Genomic DNA, 19789 nt, shown 5'->3' on the forward strand with positions numbered 1-19789 from the left:
GGTTATGATCCTGATAATTTTGTTGCCTGATACGGCTCCAAGCGCGCGCCAAACTCACGCATATCCTGCGCGGTTAACTCCTTGCCCCTGCGGTCAGACGGAAGCTCCAGCGTTAGATGTAAGTACTGACCACCCCGTGCATTTACCTCAGCAACCAGATTAATCGGCAATGTACCTAATACACGATCCCCCTGCTGCACGATTGTCACATCAAAATGCGCTAAACGCTCATCAACATGAAAGCCCTCGGACTCTGCCCACTCAACTGCACCGGGGTGTCGGGAAATGAAATACGTTGTCATGAAAAATCTCGCTTGTTGAATGATTCGATATTGGGAGCGTAACGATATCACCTTACGTTGTCACGGTTCACAAGCTTGCGGGAATCCCTTCTTCATCAGGGCATCATTTTCACAGAGCTGGCAGAAGGATTAAGCACAATCCCGTTAACGTCTTAATCCCTTCTTCATCAGGGCATCATTTTCACCTAGACCTACTCGATAAAGGTTTTGGCGCACAGGTCTTAACCCCTTCTTCATCAGGGCATCATTTTCACATCAGCTAAAGAAAAAGAGACGGCGGCGGCGGCGGTCTTAATCCCTTCTTCATCAGGGCATCATTTTCACGGATTCTCTGCCTGCTATTCCCCTGAAGTCATCAGTCTTAATCCCTTCTTCATCAGGGCATCATTTTCACCAAAAACAATTTTTATTTCTGAAGAAGGTAGAGGGTCTTAATCCCTTCTTCATCAGGGCACCGTTTTCACAATCTACGACTGCGAAATCATCAAAGCCATCCCCGTCTTAATCCCTTCTTCATCAGGGCACCGTTTTCACGTACAGGGCAGCGTAATCTTGAATCATGAGGGGTCTTAATCCCTTCTTCATCAGGGCATCGTTTTCACGCACTAATAGACCATATAAACCCATTAGGGGATAATGTCTTAATCCCTTCTTCATCAGGGCATCGTTTTCACAATCTTGACTTCGGTTAAACCTCTAAGCCCTAAAGGTCTTAATCCCTTCTTCATCAGGGCATCGTTTTCACCCAGGCTAGGTTGAGTCATCGGATACCACTACGTGTCTTAATCCCTTCTTCATCAGGGCATCGTTTTCACACAGAGTAATTGAATACAAGGAAATGTTTCACGTCTTAATCCCTTCTTCATCAGGGCATCATTTTCACTTCGACAATGAAGGAACAAAAGAACTATGCAACGTCTTAATCCCTTCTTCATCAGGGCATCATTTTCACTGCAAGCATCAATTCCAGCCTTTGCAATCAACCACTTACAAAGGGGCTTAGCGGGATTTTGCGTTCCCAAAAAGCTAGGTTTCACTCATTTCACCTCCTGATTCAACACGCAAACTTGCGCTAAACGTGTTTGGTTAAATTGTTGCAAATCTTCTGGTTCACAGTCTATCACAACTTCATGAATATCCCGATCCACCTGCGCCAGCATCAAGCCATCAAAAAACGCCGGATCATTCAATGCCGGGATTTGGTAACGCTTACCAGCCTCCTGCATGGGCAACATCCCCAGCAAGCCCTGAAGCTCCGCGCGGGTAAGGTTTTTACGGCGGATTTTGCCCGGTAGTGTGGCACTAAAATTGTTCTCTGGTACATGCAGGGTAATCGCAATCAGATCGTTGTCGCGCTTTTCATTGCGTAGCAGGTATACCCAGATCATCAGAGAAATTAATCCGGTAAAAATACCGACGACAATGCCGATTTTGTCGAGCGTGTCCCAAGTGCTTGCCATTCCTTACCTCTCAATATTCCCATTAATCCTAGTTTGGAATCAGAACTTTAAATGCACGTCGAAGTGCCAAACTTAGTGACGTACGGTTAGCTAAAGCTTTTTTGACAGACTCATGTGACTGAGAACTACTATGAGCAAGGTTATTCCGAATACCTCGTAACATTAAATACTCATTCCAGCTGTCACTGGGCTGCTCTTTTTCATAATCACCTTTCGCTTGGCTACGAACATTGTAACTCTCCAAACCATTTGGATATTCTTCAGCGAGCTTGGTAATAAATGCTTCAAATCCATACAGCGTAGCTCGAAGCAAATTATCGTTTTCCAAAGCTTGCCACGCCACCGCTGACTGGCGCTGATGCGGTTGGTTCTTTTCTACCCATGAAAAACGTTGCTTTAATGCAGGTAGAAACAAAGCGGCATGGGGAGAACAAACCTCCTCTTCCTTTTTCAACAACGTGAGAAAATTTTTCAATTTGACCTGTGCTTTTTGGACGCTGTTTGTCTGTTCGTAAAAGGATGCATCTCGCAAACTATCCAGTGCATTTTTACTAAAACCTGACTGCTCCAGAAGTGGAACAAAGCTACCGTAGTCTCCACTCTCATCGTAAATAGCCAATGCCTGGTTCCAGCGATCTAACTCTAATAAACCACCGAGCTGCATAACTGGCGTAATATTGTCTGAAGTTAACTCCAATGCACCGTAATGAATCCCTGAAATAGTCACCTCTTTCAGGCTTTGTAACACCAAAGCACTTTGTTGAACCAACATTGGAAGGTGGCGCAATCCATGGGTAACATCCAGTATTGCTGTGTCTTTGTGATTAAAGCAGTTAACCAATATCTCCAGTGTTTTTGTTTGTTCTTCGTAATTTCGTCCATACGGAATCAATTTCAATACGCAGGGAATTCCGAGCACACCCTGTAGGTGAGCGGCCAGTTGATTCAAAGTTTCCTGTGTGACCTGGTCGTTTTGTGCTGCCTCACCCAGCTTTAGTAATTCCTCCTCCAAATCAGCATGTTCAGATAACTCTGTCTCTAGTAATAAGTTATCCCACATGCTGCCGGTCGTTCCGAGAATCACTAACTCATCTGGCGATACCTGTTTACAGAGTTCCAACCCAAAAAAGCGAGATGTTCTACGGCTTTTATCTTCAAACTCGTAGGTTGCTTGACGGTAGTTGCTACTGGCCTTTCCCAGCATTGTGACAAGTTTATGTGGCAAAGCGGTCTCCGATATTTGTATGGATTAGTAGTTCTTATTTCAAAAAACCAAGAACAATTTGAGTTCTGGCAAAGGGTTTGTCTTTTGCCGGATTTTTCTTGCTGGACTTCTCCCGCCAGATTTTCTCAGCTTTCATTCTGTCCCGGATGAACTCGGCAGCCTCTTTTTGAGAATCACCTTCCCAGTTACCCGAGGTTAACGCAGTAATTGCATCCCAGTACGTTTCAAACTCAGCAATTTCGCGCTCAATCGGGCTTAATTTGGAAAGCTCTAACTCACGCTGCGCATCTTCTGCCGCTGATCGCTCCATTTCGAGCCGCTCTTGCTCAGCCTCTTCAGCCCGTTTCTTATCGAGAAGCATCTGGCGCTCCTGTTCTTCTTGTTGCTTTTTATCGAGCGCATCTTTCAATGAATTTTTATAATCTTGATTCTGCCGTAACCAATCCGCCTTGCCTTCATTAAAGCGGTGCATCTCATCAACACCACTAAATAACTCAGCAGGATCGGTATCAATTTCTACTAATATCCAACCGAATGGCATCATCCCAAGTGCATTGTTTTTGTCAGTACTTGCCAACCACCACGTTTGAGGCGCATCTTTATACTTTGGCGCATTACCCTTTCCCGTCATAATCTTTATGTTACGAACACCTTCCAGAGTTAGCGCTTCTGCCCCACTATGGCGACCGACACGCAATAAAAATGCTTCATTGTTATCCAGTTTTCTCTGCATATTTTCAGAAAGAACCATTGAAACAAGCCGCACCCAATTAGCATCCAGATAGCCCAACTTCTGCATTGCCGATGACTCTTCTCTGAAGAGCTTCGTATAAAAACGATTACACAAAGCAGCAATATCCCTAACAGACCATTGCAGCTCTGACTTAGGCACTTTCCCATGTGTCTGCCGAATCTCGCTAACATCCTGAATATTTAGAGAGCCAGTAATACAGCGTGGCTGCATCGCACTAACACATTCAAGTGTTTGCGACAGGCCTTTCTCCTCAGCCATAGACTGTTGTAGGCGCTCTCCCTCTTGCAAACGACGCTTTCGATTAACCGCAAAACGGATTTCATTTCCCGGTATATCACCATCTGTTACCCAATGAGCATCACCAACAGAGATTAACCTCATTGGGTCTGTATGAAACTTTCCTTCAAATAAGCTTTCCTGAAAGCCTCTATTCTGGGCAGCACCGCGTTTTTGTTTCAAGTTATGAGATAAGGGCTGTCCTTTGTTTAGGCTATCTAATAATGCGGTTCGAATTGCACCTTTAATACTGCTACCAGGAAACATTGGTTTACGGTTTGCTTGGTTGTAACTGGTTCGCTCAATCTCCAGATTATTAATGACTTGTCTGCCACGCCCCTCATATTGAGCCGCTTTACCGACTCGCTTTTTATACTGCTCTGCAACGCCATCACCCACCGGAAAAAAGTGTTCAGCACCGCCAATCAGAGACTCACGATTCTGGTAGAACAGTGCCTGCACCTGTTTAAGCATTTCTTTAGTTGGCTTTCCCGTTACGATCTTGAGCAGTTCTTTGCGAGCAATATCCGGCAAGTTCCGAATGGCCGTATCAGGATTAAATTCATAGAGTGCCGTGCCTTCAATGACATAATTCGTTGGCTCATAAGTTTCGTTACAACCAATATGCACAGGTGTTAATGGTGTGAAGTGAAGAGTGTGACTCGATAAAAAACTCATAAATCAGCCTCCAACGACTTAATCTTATTGACCAGATCATCAGGAATTCTCAAAGGAACAACCGGACTGTAGCCCTGTTGAACGGTCTCCGGAATGGCACTGGACAACTTTTGCTTCGCCGCTCCTAGCCCTTGTCCAATAAAGCCTGCCTCAGTGTTAACGCCAAAAATTGAACCTGTTTTTGCCATCAATACGGGGCTTTTAAAGGGCTTTCCCGACTGATGAACCGCAATATCCCCATGCCGTCCGAAACGAGTAAATGGCTGATAAAAGCTAAGTGCTGAATCGTAGCCAAGCCCTTGAGGTGCGCAAGGAGCCAGTGTTAGTGATGCATTCGCGCCATCGACGTTTGGAACATCGAATGCACGTTGCTCACCGACGACTTCAAACTTTCCCGCACCTATCGTTGCATCTTTACCAAACCCAAAATGCCCAATGTTCTGTAATGTCTCACGCAAGTCAGTGATATCGAAACGCGTTTCATCCAGCACAATATGGCAGTCAAAATGTGCTTGCCCGGAATAATGGGTCAGCTCAACACTGTAAGGCGCAAACTCACCCGTACCGGTCGTACCACTCAGGCGGTTAATAGTATTATGTGGTTGCGCATCTTCTTTTGACCAAGCGGCACCCTCTGCACCTAGCAACTCTGAGGGAGACTTGCATTGGCCCTGCCACTTGCTTAAGTCCATATCTATCTTATCAAGCGGCATCCAGACCTTCTTTTTTAGTAGCTTCCTTAATTCAGGGTTAGCGTCCTCAAAAAACCAAGCCGGGACACTTGGCTTAGGAATATGTCCAGATGGAAAAGCATCAGAGACCACCATAAAGGGGCGTCCGTCTGTATAGCCATCCAATAACTCTGTTAAACGCCCCTCACCAAGATGATTCCTGATTGCCCAACAAAGCTGACCAAACAAAGTATCACCCAATATTTCCGTCGAGAATGCGGATAACGGTTTTAATGTAAAAGTATAGGTCTGCATCTCAACGCCTTATGCTGCCTGAAGGTCAAAGTCTGCCAATCTTTGCTGCAACTCAGGGTCATCTAATGAAATACTAACTTTTCCGTACCCACGCGAACCCGAGCCTCCAAGCCCTGTCAGTTCGAGGAGCTTTAATCCTCTGAGCAGAGTATGCTCCAGCGCTTCATCATCATGCACCCGCATGGACACATTAAATTCAAAGATGGCACCTGCAGGGACCCGCTCAGTGTTGCGCAAACTACCATTCGCTGCCGTTCCAGAAATTCTATCGATAGACGTTTCCATTTTTACTTCGGTCATCAAAAGATTCCTTTTCCCCATCTCAGATACCCACTCACGATCTAAGCCGCAGTCCCAGAATGCAAGGCGGGTTGGCCCAATCTCTTTTAGAACGTCGTCCGACAAATTCGGCTGTGGTGCACCACCGAACAATTTAAGAATATTTTTAGCGCCTTCTAACTGGGCATTGTGGACTTTTTCTAAATGCTCAAATGTCAGAGGTTTACCATCGGTGGTACCAACAACACCTAGCTCCCACTCAAGTAAGCTGCGCATTTTGCCTTTAATACTTGATCCGGGAATGTACGGCTCTTGAGTAAACGGATTCTTGATCACCGGGCTATCAGTTCCACCAATGTGCATTTCAGCATCACCACTACCAATGTGAAGCCCGGTTAATAGCTTAATTTTTCCAGAGATTTTGTTGACTGCATTCAGTTTCATTTTATATTCCTTTTAAACCTTTTAACCTGATGGACGTTCGACTTTGTAAAAACCCATAAACGCTTCAATGAATAGTTTGAAGACCCTCATATCTTGCGCAGTATTCACTTGCGATAAACAATGGCTGAGCAAAGTTACGTAGTTATCGTCAACAAGGTCACGGCCTTTCGCATAGGCCACTTTTGCGTTCAGCATACGAATAAAAGGTAGGTACTCGGAAAATTTATCCGGATAAGTATTCACCTTGTTTTCCCACATCACCACTTCATCGTAGAAACGTCGCAGCTGAGTTGGCTTATTGTGTTTGCTTTTAGCAGCAGCAACAGACTTCGCACAACGCTCTGCAATTGAGTCAAAGAGTTCCTTAGTAATTTCTGAAAAATTGATCCCACTGGTATCAATTCTAGGCGTGTCATTTTGACGCCTACCTTTGTGTTGGTAACTCATAATGGTTAATCCCGCTGCTGATATAAATGTGAAAATAAAGCGACTTTGTAGTCACCCTTGTGTAGCTCAATGCCATTAGCGGCAATGTCTTGTGCTAATTGCGCATGTCTTTCTTTTCTTTCATCCCCACTCAAGTTGCGTTGCCTCTCAAGCAACCGATAGGTGCGGTATGAAAAATATGAACGCCAAATTGCATTTTCTGGTTTTCCTTGATCCATTGCTTCGCGCATATCAACCAAGTTCAACAAACCATAAACGTAGCCTGTACTCAGTGACTGACTACTTTTGTGATGTTCCAAGCTTTCCCCGAGCTGCATTAATTCTTTGTAGCTTTTCCATGGGACAACTCTGGAAAAACAACTCACTGCATTCTTAGTGGGATCGCCACCCGTTGACGAATAAGCTTTCGCGTTATCTAGCGCTTCTTCGCCCCTCTCTGCAAGATATCGAATCGGTAGTCCTGGTTTTGTCATACTCAGCCCAGATGAAAAATGCACTTCATTGTTCATTGCGGCATACCGCTCAAAGTCTTGCTGCATTTCAAGTGACAACTTCATCATGGAATGCCAAGGACCAATGAGGAAGAAATCATCACCACCCGCAAAAACCGTGTAAGCACTTGGATACTTTGCATGACAAAGTTGAGGTAGGTGAATTGCAAAAAATGCATTCATCTGTCGTGACAGTGCGGCCATTTTCGCAAACGTTGGAGCACCTAACCCTTTCTGAAATATTGAACCCAAATCATCAACATCTCCTTTTAGGGTCATCAACGCAGTTTGCCCTTTCCACTTCCCTGACGTGTCAACCTTCCGATCATCACAGGCAATATGATTGAGTGTTTTCAAATCGCCAAATGAGAGGTCATCCGAGACTTTTTGGTATTTGTGGTGATCACGCTCTGTAAGGTCTCGCTCGGATACAATCGGCACATACGCGTTAATATAACGTCGTGCATAGCCGTTCCATAACACCTCGGATTCAGAATTTGGAATAGAAAAATCAATCGCTCTAAGTAGGCTGCGCTTGTCAACTAGTGGTTTGAATTTCCCGGTGGATTGCTCAGGCTTTGTAAACGCTAACCTGAACCCGAAAATGTCCAAGCCCAACGGCCTCAACTCCTGAGTTGACAACAGCTGTGCGTCCTTTCGACAAATTAGAAATCGATTGAACTTTGTGAGATACCCACCCACATCAATCTGATCTTTAGCCAGTTGGCAAATATACCGTTCAGTGTCTTTAAGCTTCACAACACCAGCGGAGTGGCCATCGATAGCACACACGCCCTGCTCATTGTTAAAGCTATCCAAAAATTCCTCAAAAACCGGAGCAGGAGCGGCCTGATCAACCATCTGCATACGCTTATGCTTTTTTAGCTCAAGCGCTTCAAATAAACGCTTTACCAGCTTCTGAAATGGTGGTTCTTGCGTTTGACCATCTGATTTTCTAAAGTCATTTGAGCTTGCGGGTAACCATGCAAGTCCAACGCCTGATTGGCCGTAACTATGCTTTAAAAACCAATCATCCAAGACGCCCTGGACTGTCTTAAGCTTTTCAGTGACCTCCGGGGTATTCGGGGCCACTATCAAAAACTTCCCTGCCGCATTGATTACCTGACTCGTTGAAGGCAAATCCAAAGCATCTAGTACTTTAAGTGCCGCACATTCTGTGAGTAATGAGATGTAAAATGAGCGCCCTCTCAGTAACTTTGCTGCTCGTTTTTGAGTTTCGCTACCTGCTGAAAAAATGAAGTTTTGGATTCCAAAGAAGTCGCCTTGTATCAGAAGAAATTTCTTATCTGACCAGGCAGTTTGGCTTAGTGGAACATCTTGTCTCTTAACATCCCATTGCGCCGTTAATTCTTCTCGGGCAGCCTCAGTATCATCATGTTGATGGTATCGCCACAGCGCTACCGCAAGCGCAGCTGTCGTTCTGGAGTGGTCATACAGTGAAACATCGGGCAGCGTTTTTCCGACGGTTGCCGAAGGTATCGCATAAGTATACGTTCCCCATAACGTCTCAAAGTGATCCAACCATAGGGACAGGTCACGGCGGTGACTCTCCGGAATCAGTGCCAGTCCAGAAACAAAGCCATTCCAAAGCTCACGATATTCAGCTTGTGAGTTGGTATTGCTATTCGCTTCATAGCCTTTTCTCTCAACCGGGAACAACGCAGAAGAGCTCAATGGTTTTAGCTTGTAACACCACTCAAGATCTTCCGCTGATGGCTCAGGCCTAGGCTCTTCCAAAGTAATTTGCTCAACCAATGTTAGCTGGCGGGTGTTGTAGTGATTCCGCTTTTCTTCGGACTCGTTATATTCTGCGAACTCCTGACGTTCAAAACCAGAAGCGACACGATCCGCAGTTGCAATGACCCATTGTAAGAATGTTTCAGGCTTATGGTGCATTGCGGCAGCATTGATTAAAGAATCATCTGCATCCCGATCTTTCCAAGGTTTAAACGGATACATATCACTACCAATAATTTCTGGTAGGTGCTTTTCGATCACGTCAAAACCAATGGCTGTGTAAGCTGCATGCACATGGGTGTAATGATCCTTAAACTTTGGGCAATACAATTGTTTATTCAGATCAGACCGTCTATTACCTTCCAAATCCATTGAGTCAGCTTCTTCAATTCGTGCGCGCTCTGCAAACTTTCCCAAGTCATGGAGAAAAGCGGCTAAAGCAACACGGCTGGAGGCATCAAGTAGTGATTTCGGATCAGACATATAAAGCCCTTTGAAATAAGATTAAGATTCTGTGATAGAGATTAAGCCGACAGCCGGCACACTGTCACGCTTTACAAGCTTGTAAGCCATTATCAAGTGGGAGAGTTTGATAATAAGAACAACAGTTTTGCACAAGTAAAGACAAACGGTCAATTTGTTTACTTATTAGCGAATAATTCCACAAAAATCAGGTCAATGAAATCGCCGCATCAGGTAAAGTAAGGCCAAACCGCGTATTCGGTCTTTTACCATGAGAATCAATCAGATAGCTTTGTGCAACACGCTTGCCCAGTGCCTTTCTTAACTGACTGTTCACGCGGGATTTTCGCTGTTCGAAGTATTCTTTGGTCATACCGTTGGTCAGTGTTTTTCTGGCACGTTCATAGGCGCCGCTTTCACCATGTAAGTCCCGATATACCGCTAAAAACTCATCCGCAAGCTTAGCGTCCGTCCAACGTATCGGTGGGGCTGACCGGGCAGCACGCTGTAACAACATCACATAAAAGCTAAGTTCCACCGCATTCATTTTTACCGATTTTCCGCTGCAGCTCAGTTGCAGGCTTGTCACATCAAACCCCACTTGCACAGGGGCAAATTCTGCTTGTGCCGCGTCTACCGTATCGCTAAAGCTGGTCTGTCCGCTGAGCAAACGGGATGGCAAGCCCTCGCGCAGGCGCACAAATGGAATATCAGCCAGCGTTACTTCTACTTTGCTGGCGTCAAAGCCAGTATTGTCTGGCCGTACAACCCAGGTTTCTTTGGGCGGTGGGTAGAAAAACTCTTCATTAAAAAAGTACTCATCCTCGACTAATACGTGACTCAATCGATCCTGCGGACGACCAAATAATGACAGCGCATAGCCGATGTAAAATGTCATGGTGCGTCGCCCGCCAGATAAGGACACATACAAGCTACTATCAGCGTCTGCGGTTAGCTCCTGCACGACTCGCGTAATGAAGTCAGCGGCATGTGTATTATCATCGCGGGTGCGTACATCTTCTAAGGCTACGCCGTTGGCATCGGCGATGAGGTGGATATGCGTTGACTCGCAGCTTGGTACAGGCAGCTGGTAGTCCTTGCACAAAGCCCCGATCCACCCCGGACTTGAGTCACTGGGCAACAGCTTCTCTACAAATGGCTGCCCTTTTTTAGTCGTGATGATATGCACCTCAGTCGGCATGCAGGCGTCATCGTCTAACTGAGTCAGTGCATAAATAGTCTCGGTCACAATCTGGGGTGACCGGGCGGCGACTGCCAGCAAAATGCGGCGGGGGTATTGATTTGGCTTCGACAATTTTAGTGGATTCATGACCGGATTATAGGCAGATCATTGTGATTTATAAAAGCAATCATGAAGCCGGTATATTGTTTATTTGTTTAACTATTTGTCATCTAGGCGCTAGTAATGTATAACAAATAGCCATAACTCTAATTCTAAGCAACGAGGATTCCATGCAGTTTGATACAGCGATTTTCTATGACATAGAAAACCTGATTGGCGGATACTCAAAAGCAGAGATGCTACCCTCACTCTCATTAGTCAATGTTCACCGCTTGGTAAATGAGCTGGATATTGGCAATATCGCCATACAACGGGCCTACGCTAACTGGAATACTCCCCGCCTGAATGTACTCAGAGATGATATTGTTACCTTAGGCATTAACCCGGTGCAGATGTTTGGATTTGGTCGTGGTGCTGATAAAAACGCCAGCGACATTCAAATGGTGATTGATGCAATCGACATCGCCTGCCACCGGCAAAATATTACCAACTTTGTGATTGTATCCGGCGACGGTGGTTTCTCCCCGTTGGCCATTAAACTGCATGAATACGGAAGGCGTGTAATTGGTGTCGCCTACCAGCGCATTACCAACCGCGTGTTAGAAAGCGTCTGCGATGACTTTATTTGGCTGCCCGACCCAATCGCAGAAAAGTCTGTCACGATTACGCCCCAACCTATCAAGCCCGTTCCCGCAACAGCACCACAGCAGTACACCGACCCGATTCTGATTAGCTACACCAGCCAGTTTCAGCCGCTGCATGAGCCGACTAAGGATCAGATTATGTCGGAGGGTGTGGCGATTGTTGAGTATCTGGCTACACATAAACCCATAGCCCGCAAACTTAGAAAGACCGGGCTGAATATCTCCGTGCTCGCACAGTTGATAAAGTACCGTTTGGGTGAGCTGAAGTACCCGCCGCTTGGCTTTGTTAAACAAATCGAGTTTATCAATTACATCGTCAACGCATCACCTTGCAAACTGGTGCTTAAAGCGCCTAGTGAATATCGCCTCGCCTTAGAGGGCTTCAGTATTTCCGGGTATTCTGATGTTGCCCCGGTTGAACAGCGGCACAATATGCACACGCCAGCGTGTTATGCCGATTTTCTGCGCAAAGGCCCAAAGCCACACATACGCTTGCCAGAGAAAATTGTTGTGCATGATATCGCCCGATATATGCTGAGCCATCCGACTTTTTTTCGGAATATCTGCTTTGCGGAGATTTGCCATCACTTACAAGAAAACCTGACCTATCAACTCTCCGATCTGGAACGTGGTGCAAGCGCGCTAATGCTTACCCCAGCTTTTACTGATGACGGCACTCGTCCTGATTTTGATGGTTGTCGGTTTACTTTGGCGGCTACTGAGTACGCTGAGATGTTGCAGCACTTGGAAGACACGATGTATGAAAAGCTGTTTCAAATACTCGGTGAAGTCAACGAGGATGCATTTACCGCGCTGTTGTCGTTAGACGCAGAATACGTCAGCCATGAAGCGCCAGACATCTCCCCGCAAGCGCCCGCTACTGATCACGAGTGAACCCCTTGAGACATCACCGAGAGTCTTAATCCCTTCTTCATCAGGGTATCGTTTTCACGTATATACCTGAAGATATTGAAAACATCCTAAGGTCTTAATCCCTTCTTCATCAGGGCATCGTTTTCACTGTAGTTGGCAATAAGTCTGTAAGCGCATAACGTCTTAATCCCTTCTTCATCAGGGCATCGTTTTCACGGTAGAGAAGTGGGAAAGCCTAATGGCTGGCAAGTCTTAATCCCTTCTTCATCAGGGCATCGTTTTCACCTTATGTAAAGAAAGGTTTGATTACCGCAGTGTCTTAATCCCTTCTTCATCAGGGCATCGTTTTCACGAATGGTTAGAAGAAACAGGTAAGCTTGACGTCTTAATCCCTTCTTCATCAGGGCATCGTTTTCACAAGGTAGTACACAGAACGATAATGCGTTCAACATGTCTTAATCCCTTCTTCATCAGGGCATCGTTTTCACTGCTGCCTTTACATTCTAAACACTTTCCAACTTGTCTTAATCCCTTCTTCATCAGGGCATCGTTTTCACCCTAACCCATGCGGTATCTACACCGTCGAGCCAGTCTTAATCCCTTCTTCATCAGGGCATCGTTTTCACACTCGCGCACGCGGAAGTGCTGGGGGCTAAACTGTCTTAATCCCTTCTTCATCAGGGCATCGTTTTCACCCCTTCGGTAGGCGATGTGATTATGAAGTCAGGTCTTAATCCCTTCTTCATCAGGGCATCGTTTTCACTTATGATCCTGACGTAGAGGTATGGCAGCTAAGTCTTAATCCCTTCTTCATCAGGGCATCGTTTTCACCCGTGTTTTACCTGAAAAGTGTTTAAACTTCTGGGTCTTAATCCCTTCTTCATCAGGGCATCGTTTTCACCCAGAGCAAAGGCTGAAGCTGCTGCAGAGGAAAAGTCTTAATCCCTTCTTCATCAGGGCATCGTTTTCACAAAATAGGAGAAAGTTATGAGTTTTGTAATATAGTCTTAATCCCTTCTTCATCAGGGCATCGTTTTCACAATACTCTGTCAGAAAAGAATAATTTGACAGTGGTCTTAATCCCTTCTTCATCAGGGCATCGTTTTCACCCTAATGCAGGCAGCATTGGTTTCTGACAATGTCTTAATCCCTTCTTCATCAGGGCATCGTTTTCACCTGTCACTTGGATGGATAACGATCATGTAGTTTGGTCTTAATCCCTTCTTCATCAGGGCATCGTTTTCACTTTAACAAATGCACGAAGATGGTGGTACCACGTCTTAATCCCTTCTTCATCAGGGCATCGTTTTCACGCTCCAGCGACGGCTCCGGCGACGGCTCCGGGTCTTAATCCCTTCTTCATCAGGGCATCGTTTTCACCTGAGCTTCTTAAGTATTGGTTACACGTAGCGTCTTAATCCCTTCTTCATCAGGGCATCGTTTTCACCCAACCGTCAAGACTACGCTGCAAATGTTCAGGTCTTAATCCCTTCTTCATCAGGGCATCGTTTTCACCTTAAGTATTGGTTACACGTAGCGGAATAAGTAGTCTTAATCCCTTCTTCATCAGGGCATCGTTTTCACAAGCAATATAGTGACATACTGCAAGCTAAGGGTCTTAATCCCTTCTTCATCAGGGCATCGTTTTCACAATCGGCAATGGCGGCTTTTGGTCTTAGTAGCGTCTTAATCCCTTCTTCATCAGGGCATCGTTTTCACGCAAAGCGACCGAGAATATTTATGATCTTAGTCGTCTTAATCCCTTCTTCATCAGGGCATCGTTTTCACCAGCACCGCGCGGATGGATTAAAGAACAAATGGTCTTAATCCCTTCTTCATCAGGGCATCGTTTTCACTGCAAGCATCAATTCCAGCCTTTGCAATCAAGCACTTACAAAGGGGCTTAGCGGGATTTCTCACTTTCAAAAAGCTAGGTTTCACCAAATACTCACCAAAACGTTGTATCTGCAGACCACAAATACCAAGCCCTCATTATCACCAACAAACCACCGTTTGTCACTCCCCACAAGCTTGTCAGTGAATCATTTCAAGCGAAGCTTGTGTGAGCACATAAACACCACGGCTGAACGCCCCACTTACAAGCTTGTAAACCTCCCCTTATCCCGTCGTTCGTGCCTACACTAACGCACATGAAAAATCGCAACCTCTACCTCATTGCCTATGATATCCGCCAACCAAAGCGCCTGAGGGCAGCGCTTAAAGCGACCCGAAGCTTTGCCACCGGCGGACAAAAATCCGTACACGAGTGCTGGATGACCGACGCCGAACGCGGCGACTTACTGGCAACATTATCCATGATCATTAATGAATCAGAGGACAGCCTCATCTGCATTCACCTCGACCCGCGACAATCCGTCATTCCATTAGGCAAAGCGCTATCACCTGCCGATAGCGACTGGTTTTACATAGGCTAAGTATTATGACAACCCTTTATATTGACCGCCGCAACACCCGACTAACCATCGAATCCAACACACTCGTGTGCTTCATAGAAGACAAGCGCCAACGCCCTGTGCCACTGCTGCTGCTTGATCAACTCATCATCAGCAGTATGATTGAGTTAAGCAGCACCGTATTGCTCAAACTGGCAGAGGCTCAGGTCATGGTGGTGTTTTTAAACCCCAGAAACAGCAAGCAACGCGCCAGCGTACATGGCCGTTTGGGCAAGAACCCACACATTCGACTGGCACAGTATCAGGCACAACAAGATACACTGCTAAGCTGCGAAATCGCACAGCAATGGGTGGTGGCTAAAGTAAAAAATCAGCGTCGCCTACTATTTCGCTACCAAGACAGCCGCAAAGATCTACGCTACCCACTGAGTAAGTCCATCGAACAGCTGACGCAAGCCCTTCAGACACTGGATACCCCCGTCGCAAATCTTGATAGCTTGCGGGGAGTCGAAGGCAGTGCTGCACGAGCAAGCTTTGCAGCCTACAAGGAGATTTTACCCAATTCACTCGGCTTTACCGGTCGTAAGCGCCGCCCTCCGCCCGATCCGGTCAATGCCTGTTTGTCACTTGCTTATACTTTGTTGCATGCGCGCGCAGTACAAGCCGCCGTCGCACAAGGCTTTGATCCAATGATTGGCTTCTTGCACGAACCAAAATACAGCAGGGACTCTCTGGCCGCTGACATCATCGAGCCATGGCGACCGCATGTGGACGCGTGGGTACTGGAACAATTTACCACTCAGGCGTTGCGTAAAGACGATTTCACTAACGATCAGGATTCCTGCTTATTGGGTAAAGCCGGTCGATACAAGTTTTACGCCGCCTACGAACCAGTACTCAAAACCCTGACGCGTGGCATGCGGCTGCAACTGTTTCAACTACGCAAAAAACTGTTATGAAGCCACTTTACTTACACGGCGCAGCAGTCAGTGGCATTCGTTTAGAGCACGATGCACTGCGGGTTGTGACCGAGCACCGGGCCGATACTTGGTTTCCACTCAAGCGTATTTCACGGATTATTCTTAGTGGCGATATACAACTCTCTTCCAAAGTACTTGCCGCGTGTTTAAGTGAGAATATCCCGGTTGTGGTCGCTGGTCAGCAAGGTGAGTTTGTCGGTGTCTGCTTTGGCACTAACTTTAAGCAACAGTCCTTACAGTCACACATTCTCGAACTGTACGAATCCCGTGCACAACTTTACATCCTCGACAACTGGTTTTTGGGGCAACAGCGCCAGCAGATTCTGCATTTACAAAAGCGCTTTCGACTGCCGCAAGACGTGTTTGAAGCTAATGAAATCAAAGCCAGACTGGATGAACTGATTTGTCTTGAGCATCGCTTTTACGACTGGCAAAGCTGCCTGCAAAAAATGATCCCCATGTTAGCCGCTCAGCTCACGGTATTACTGAGGCATTTTGGCTTTGATAGCGAAGTGCTAAGACCTGCCCCTGCCAGTATTGGCTTATTGCAACACTTTATTGATTTGCTGGAATGGAAACTCTGGGCACTGGCAGCCAACGGTCACTTACCCAGCGGCACACTGCGCAATCAGCTGATTCATTATTACCAATCACATAGTCACGACATCGAGCAATTTACCCGCTTACAAATAGACAAACTCTGGCACCGCTTTTACGAGGCACAACATGAGCAAGCGTAAATCTAAACCGTATTTAATCACCTATGACATCAGCGATAAGCGCCGCTTGCAGCGCGTACACCGCCAGCTAAAAAGCTGCGCCATCGCCATGCAATACTCGGTGTTTATCGCGGTAATGAATGAAAGTGATCGTGATGAGTTAATCGAAAAACTCAAGCAGCTGATTGATGAAAAGCAGGATGATATCCGGCTTTATCCACTGCCGCAGCAACCAAAATGGTATGCCTGGGGCGAGGCGCTCTGGCCTGATGGCTTAACGCTGACCGGAGATACACCGCTGCCGAAAGTGGAGTGAGCTCATTAAAAAAACCAGCAGTAGTGAAACAGTGTGTTATTTCATTCAGCGAATCGTTTCAAGCGAAGCTTGTGTGAGCACATGAACACCGCCGCAGTAGTGAAGCCGTGTGGTATTCAATTCGGCGAATCGTTTCAAGCGAAGCTTGTGTGAGCGAATTGAATACCACACGGCTGAACGGAAAATGTACTACACTCAAAACTCAACAAACTACCCAGAGAACATTCAATGAAACGCCCAATAAAACAACTTATAAGCGCTCTCTCAGTCTCTTTATTATGCAGCGCCAGTATCGCCGAGGAAGTCGCCGAATCCCACCGCATTAACCCCGCCAATGTCCTCAGCGTCATCAGCAATGACTGGAACAACGACGGCGGCATGGATCGCGCAGTACTTGTTGCCCCCACTGACATGGACGACGACGCCGGTTTATACATCTACCTCAGTGATGCCGCGTCGCCACCGCCACAACTGAATATATTCAAACCCAATCTGGCCTGGTCAGGCATTCTATGGGGCACTATTCCCCGGTTGGCGCTGGGTAAATCAGGCTCGATTGAGGTGCACAGCATGAACGAGGCCATTGGCCGTAACCGCTGGACACAGAAGCTGACCATTGCCTATCGCGACGGTGCCTTTGTGGTTGCAGGTTACACTTATGAGTCCTACGACACGCTGGATCTGAACTATGCATTTAGCTGTGATATCAATTTGTTATCGGGTAACGGCTTTAAGAACAAAAAGCCCGTGAAAGTCAGTCAACCAGTGGTGAAGCTGGCTGACTGGTCTGATCAATCAGTGCCCGAGGTTTGTCGCGCGGAGTAAGCATTAACGCATGGCGCGGACGTTTTCATAACGTGGGCAAGCGATACATGCGGTTGCATCTTTCGCTATCTGTTTCTGGCAATTCTCCGCGATAAACTCAATGAGTTGCGGGAAGATAGCAGGTGCTGATGCATCGCGGTGTCTGTTATTGCAGGAGGATTCCTGACTGCAACATAGCGTATCGGTGAAGCGCATTATTACGCTACCCAAAGCCATGACGCAGGATGAGTCTCTGGCGGGTGACTTTAAACAGTTGCTGGATAAGGCGCGAGAGCTTATCGACATGGGCAGCGACATTCGCTTTGTGTTTGTCGAGAACTGGATAGCCTCGACGAAAAACCGTCTGCCGGAGTGCTTTGCGGTCGTGGATGATGAGTATGTCTACCTCAAAAGTGGCGAGACACACTCTCGGCTGATGCAGCAGAATGATGATATTGCCAATTATCAAAAAGCGTTTAGTGTGAACTGGGATCGTGCGTTGTCTCTGGAAGACTTAGCAAATAATTAACATCCGCGCCATAATAAACAATTATAAATAACAAATATTTCATAAATTATAAGCCATATTTCAACTATCTTAATAGTGTAGTCATTCCGACATCGCCGGGATGATTACGCTATAACGCTGAAATAAATAAAATTATTACAGGTTCCATATCAATAATAACGAAAGGAGCTTATCAACATGGATGTTAATAATAAGCTATATCCCTTACTGTTGTGCGCCATTATTGCAGGATGCAATGGCGGTAAAGACACCGATCCCAAGGACCCCAAAGACCCACCGCCCACTAAAGATGAACAACTGTCGGCACTGATCAAACAAAACGGCCTGACAGGCAACCCGATGACCGGAAAAACACTGCCGGATATTAATGACCCGATCGCCGCTTTAGGAAAGCGATTGTTCTTTTCAAAGTCACTGAGCGGCAATCGCGATACCGCCTGCGTGACCTGCCATCACCCCCAACTTGGTGGCGGCGACAACCTTAGCCTGCCGATCGGCGTGGATGCCGTGGTGTCTGACTTACTCGGCCCCGGTCGCGCACATGACAGCAAAGCACATGGCTATGACGGTGGCCCGACTGTGCCGCGCAATGCGCCGACCACATTTAATATTGCCGCATGGAATACTTTTTTATTCCATGACGGGCGTCTCGAACGGCTTCAGGATGACGGTATTCGCACGCCTGACACACCGTTTAACCAAGGTGACCCACTGGCCGGCAGTAATCTGACTCATGCACAAGCCCGCTTCCCTGTGACCTCTCCTGAGGAGATGAAAGGTTTTGCGCATGAGGATAAAGACAATACACAGATTCGCCAGTTTTTGTCAGAGCGCTTAGGCGGCTATGGCTCGGGTGTCGGTGTATTGCCAAACACTGCTTACTGGCTGGATCACTTTCGCACGGCGTTTAATCAACCCGCTGCATCCGCTGAAGCGCTGATTACTGAGCAGAATATTTCTTTTGCTATCGGTGAATATCAACGCTCCCAAGTGTTTACTGCCTCGCCCTGGCAGCAATACGTACAAGGTAATAACGCTGCCCTGTCCACCTCCGCTAAACGCGGTGCATTGCTATTCTTCACCAGTGAAAAAGAGGGTGGAGTCGGCTGCTCTGCTTGTCACTCCGGCGACTCTTTTACCGATGAAGGTTTCCACAATATCGCGATACCACAGTTTGGTCGCGGCAAAGGTGATGGTGACGGCAGTGAAGATTTCGGACGTTTTCGCGAAACGGGTGATGACGCGGATAAATTCGCTTTTCGCACGCCCGGTTTGTTGAATGTTGAGGTGACCGGCCCGTGGGGACATTCCGGCGCGTACACCACGCTGGAAGGGATTGTCCGCCACCATTTACAACCGTATGACGCGGTCAGCAATTATAATAGCGGTCAACTCAGTCAGGCAGGTGTGCAAAATTTAGATAAACTGCAAAGCAATACACAAGCTGCGCTGAATCATTCCAATTTCGCCTTGCCAAATCTGAATTATACCGAGCAGGAAGTAACGGATCTGGTGAATTTCCTGAAGGCGCTGACCGATACTTGCACCAAGGATGCGACGTGTTTAGCCCCGTGGATATTAGATGAAACAGATGATCCCGACCCGAATGGCGATCAGCTCAGCCCACTGGGTTTGTAAAGATCCC

18 protein-coding genes and 2 CRISPR repeat arrays are annotated in these 19789 nt (G+C 46.7%); of the genes, 8 read left to right on the plus strand and 10 right to left on the minus strand.

Going from position 1 to position 19789, the window contains the following annotated elements; genetic code table 11:
• Window positions 1–2: 2 nt before the first annotated feature.
• From csx16 to csm6, 9 genes are all read right to left on the minus strand, one after another.
• Entirely contained in the window at window positions 3–302 is a 300-nt protein-coding gene (gene csx16, locus DKW60_RS09700; RefSeq protein ID WP_109837459.1) for a CRISPR-associated protein Csx16, read from the minus strand.
• A 77-nt stretch (window positions 303–379) separates the two neighbouring features.
• A CRISPR array of direct repeats spans window positions 380–1254; the repeat unit is 36 nt; unit sequence GTCTTAATCCCTTCTTCATCAGGGCATCGTTTTCAC.
• A gap of 85 nt (window positions 1255–1339) precedes the next feature.
• Window positions 1340–1762 (minus strand): hypothetical protein, encoded by a 423-nt coding sequence (locus DKW60_RS09705; protein ID WP_109837460.1) that lies wholly within the window; start codon window positions 1760–1762, stop codon window positions 1340–1342.
• Window positions 1763–1790: 28 nt separating this feature from the next.
• Entirely contained in the window at window positions 1791–2987 is a 1197-nt protein-coding gene (gene csx2 / locus DKW60_RS09710) for a TIGR02221 family CRISPR-associated protein (protein WP_146203463.1), read from the minus strand.
• A gap of 34 nt (window positions 2988–3021) precedes the next feature.
• Window positions 3022–4695, minus strand: coding sequence for an RAMP superfamily CRISPR-associated protein (locus DKW60_RS09715; RefSeq protein WP_109837462.1), 1674 nt, complete (start codon window positions 4693–4695; stop codon window positions 3022–3024).
• Window positions 4692–5681, minus strand: coding sequence for a type III-A CRISPR-associated RAMP protein Csm4 (gene csm4, locus DKW60_RS09720; RefSeq protein WP_109837463.1), 990 nt, complete (start codon window positions 5679–5681; stop codon window positions 4692–4694). Before csm4 ends, DKW60_RS09715 begins: the two co-directional genes overlap by 4 nt.
• A gap of 9 nt (window positions 5682–5690) precedes the next feature.
• Window positions 5691–6404, minus strand: a complete 714-nt coding sequence (gene csm3, locus DKW60_RS09725) for a type III-A CRISPR-associated RAMP protein Csm3 (RefSeq protein ID WP_109837464.1) — start codon at window positions 6402–6404, stop codon at window positions 5691–5693.
• A 21-nt stretch (window positions 6405–6425) separates the two neighbouring features.
• A complete protein-coding gene (gene csm2 / locus DKW60_RS09730) occupies window positions 6426–6851 on the minus strand; it encodes a type III-A CRISPR-associated protein Csm2 (protein WP_109837465.1) in 426 nt (141 codons plus the stop codon).
• A gap of 5 nt (window positions 6852–6856) precedes the next feature.
• Window positions 6857–9583, minus strand: a complete 2727-nt coding sequence (gene cas10, locus DKW60_RS09735; protein ID WP_109837466.1) for a type III-A CRISPR-associated protein Cas10/Csm1 — start codon at window positions 9581–9583, stop codon at window positions 6857–6859.
• A gap of 187 nt (window positions 9584–9770) precedes the next feature.
• Window positions 9771–10892, minus strand: a complete 1122-nt coding sequence (csm6, locus tag DKW60_RS09740) for a CRISPR-associated ring nuclease Csm6 (protein ID WP_109837467.1) — start codon at window positions 10890–10892, stop codon at window positions 9771–9773.
• 143 nt (window positions 10893–11035) lie between these two features.
• On the opposite strand from csm6, the gene DKW60_RS09745 reads away from it, so the two are divergent.
• From DKW60_RS09745 to DKW60_RS09770, 6 genes are all read left to right on the plus strand, one after another.
• The gene (locus tag DKW60_RS09745; protein ID WP_109837468.1) at window positions 11036–12403 is read left to right on the plus strand and encodes an NYN domain-containing protein; all 1368 of its coding nucleotides are present in this window, start codon (window positions 11036–11038) and stop codon (window positions 12401–12403) included.
• Between the two features lie 22 nt (window positions 12404–12425).
• Window positions 12426–14238: direct repeats of the CRISPR family, unit length 36 nt; unit sequence GTCTTAATCCCTTCTTCATCAGGGCATCGTTTTCAC.
• A gap of 294 nt (window positions 14239–14532) precedes the next feature.
• Window positions 14533–14817: a CRISPR-associated endonuclease Cas2 gene (locus tag DKW60_RS09750; protein WP_109837469.1), complete on the plus strand. Its 285-nt coding sequence runs from the start codon at window positions 14533–14535 to the stop codon at window positions 14815–14817.
• Window positions 14818–14822: 5 nt separating this feature from the next.
• Window positions 14823–15755 (plus strand): CRISPR-associated endonuclease Cas1, encoded by a 933-nt coding sequence (cas1, locus tag DKW60_RS09755; protein ID WP_109837470.1) that lies wholly within the window; start codon window positions 14823–14825, stop codon window positions 15753–15755.
• Window positions 15752–16516 (plus strand): CRISPR-associated endonuclease Cas1, encoded by a 765-nt coding sequence (locus DKW60_RS09760; RefSeq protein WP_109837471.1) that lies wholly within the window; start codon window positions 15752–15754, stop codon window positions 16514–16516. Before cas1 ends, DKW60_RS09760 begins: the two co-directional genes overlap by 4 nt.
• A complete protein-coding gene (gene cas2 / locus DKW60_RS09765; protein ID WP_109837472.1) occupies window positions 16503–16811 on the plus strand; it encodes a CRISPR-associated endonuclease Cas2 in 309 nt (102 codons plus the stop codon). The genes DKW60_RS09760 and cas2 overlap by 14 nt, the downstream gene beginning before the upstream one ends.
• A gap of 228 nt (window positions 16812–17039) precedes the next feature.
• Window positions 17040–17636 carry a hypothetical protein gene (locus DKW60_RS09770; RefSeq protein WP_109837473.1) on the plus strand — a complete coding sequence of 199 codons (597 nt, stop codon included), beginning with the start codon at window positions 17040–17042 and terminating at the stop codon, window positions 17634–17636.
• Window positions 17637–17639: 3 nt separating this feature from the next.
• Here the strand turns inward: DKW60_RS09770 and DKW60_RS23505 are convergent, their stop codons facing one another.
• Window positions 17640–17831: a hypothetical protein gene (locus tag DKW60_RS23505; RefSeq protein WP_146203464.1), complete on the minus strand. Its 192-nt coding sequence runs from the start codon at window positions 17829–17831 to the stop codon at window positions 17640–17642.
• On the opposite strand from DKW60_RS23505, the gene DKW60_RS09775 reads away from it, so the two are divergent.
• Both DKW60_RS09775 and DKW60_RS09780 read left to right on the plus strand, forming a co-directional pair.
• Window positions 17821–18144: a hypothetical protein gene (locus DKW60_RS09775; RefSeq protein WP_109837474.1), complete on the plus strand. Its 324-nt coding sequence runs from the start codon at window positions 17821–17823 to the stop codon at window positions 18142–18144. The two genes, DKW60_RS23505 and DKW60_RS09775, sit on opposite strands and share 11 nt — an antisense overlap.
• A 177-nt stretch (window positions 18145–18321) precedes the next feature.
• Complete coding sequence (locus DKW60_RS09780) at window positions 18322–19782, plus strand: cytochrome-c peroxidase (RefSeq protein ID WP_109837475.1); 1461 nt, start codon at window positions 18322–18324, stop codon at window positions 19780–19782.
• Window positions 19783–19789: the final 7 nt, after the last annotated feature.

This window comes from Leucothrix pacifica, assembly GCF_003172875.1.
Lineage (GTDB): Bacteria > Pseudomonadota > Gammaproteobacteria > Thiotrichales > Thiotrichaceae > Leucothrix > Leucothrix pacifica.

Excerpts from the sequence above, each read along its gene's own strand:
- cas2 (WP_109837472.1), top strand. The coding sequence starts at position 16,503 with ATGAGCAAGCGTAAATCTAAACCGTATTTAATCACCTATGACATCAGC.
- DKW60_RS09780 (WP_109837475.1), top strand. The coding sequence starts at position 18,322 with ATGGATGTTAATAATAAGCTATATCCCTTACTGTTGTGCGCCATTATT.
- cas10 (WP_109837466.1), bottom strand. The coding sequence starts at position 9,583 with ATGTCTGATCCGAAATCACTACTTGATGCCTCCAGCCGTGTTGCTTTA.
- DKW60_RS09715 (WP_109837462.1), bottom strand. The coding sequence starts at position 4,695 with ATGAGTTTTTTATCGAGTCACACTCTTCACTTCACACCATTAACACCT.
- csx16 (WP_109837459.1), bottom strand. The coding sequence starts at position 302 with ATGACAACGTATTTCATTTCCCGACACCCCGGTGCAGTTGAGTGGGCA.
- DKW60_RS23505 (WP_146203464.1), bottom strand. The coding sequence starts at position 17,831 with ATGCGCTTCACCGATACGCTATGTTGCAGTCAGGAATCCTCCTGCAAT.
- DKW60_RS09745 (WP_109837468.1), top strand. The coding sequence starts at position 11,036 with ATGCAGTTTGATACAGCGATTTTCTATGACATAGAAAACCTGATTGGC.
- csm2 (WP_109837465.1), bottom strand. The coding sequence starts at position 6,851 with ATGAGTTACCAACACAAAGGTAGGCGTCAAAATGACACGCCTAGAATT.
- csm3 (WP_109837464.1), bottom strand. The coding sequence starts at position 6,404 with ATGAAACTGAATGCAGTCAACAAAATCTCTGGAAAAATTAAGCTATTA.
- csm6 (WP_109837467.1), bottom strand. The coding sequence starts at position 10,892 with ATGAATCCACTAAAATTGTCGAAGCCAAATCAATACCCCCGCCGCATT.
- DKW60_RS09705 (WP_109837460.1), bottom strand. The coding sequence starts at position 1,762 with ATGGCAAGCACTTGGGACACGCTCGACAAAATCGGCATTGTCGTCGGT.
- DKW60_RS09750 (WP_109837469.1), top strand. The coding sequence starts at position 14,533 with ATGAAAAATCGCAACCTCTACCTCATTGCCTATGATATCCGCCAACCA.
- csm4 (WP_109837463.1), bottom strand. The coding sequence starts at position 5,681 with ATGCAGACCTATACTTTTACATTAAAACCGTTATCCGCATTCTCGACG.
- cas1 (WP_109837470.1), top strand. The coding sequence starts at position 14,823 with ATGACAACCCTTTATATTGACCGCCGCAACACCCGACTAACCATCGAA.
- DKW60_RS09760 (WP_109837471.1), top strand. The coding sequence starts at position 15,752 with ATGAAGCCACTTTACTTACACGGCGCAGCAGTCAGTGGCATTCGTTTA.
- DKW60_RS09770 (WP_109837473.1), top strand. The coding sequence starts at position 17,040 with ATGAAACGCCCAATAAAACAACTTATAAGCGCTCTCTCAGTCTCTTTA.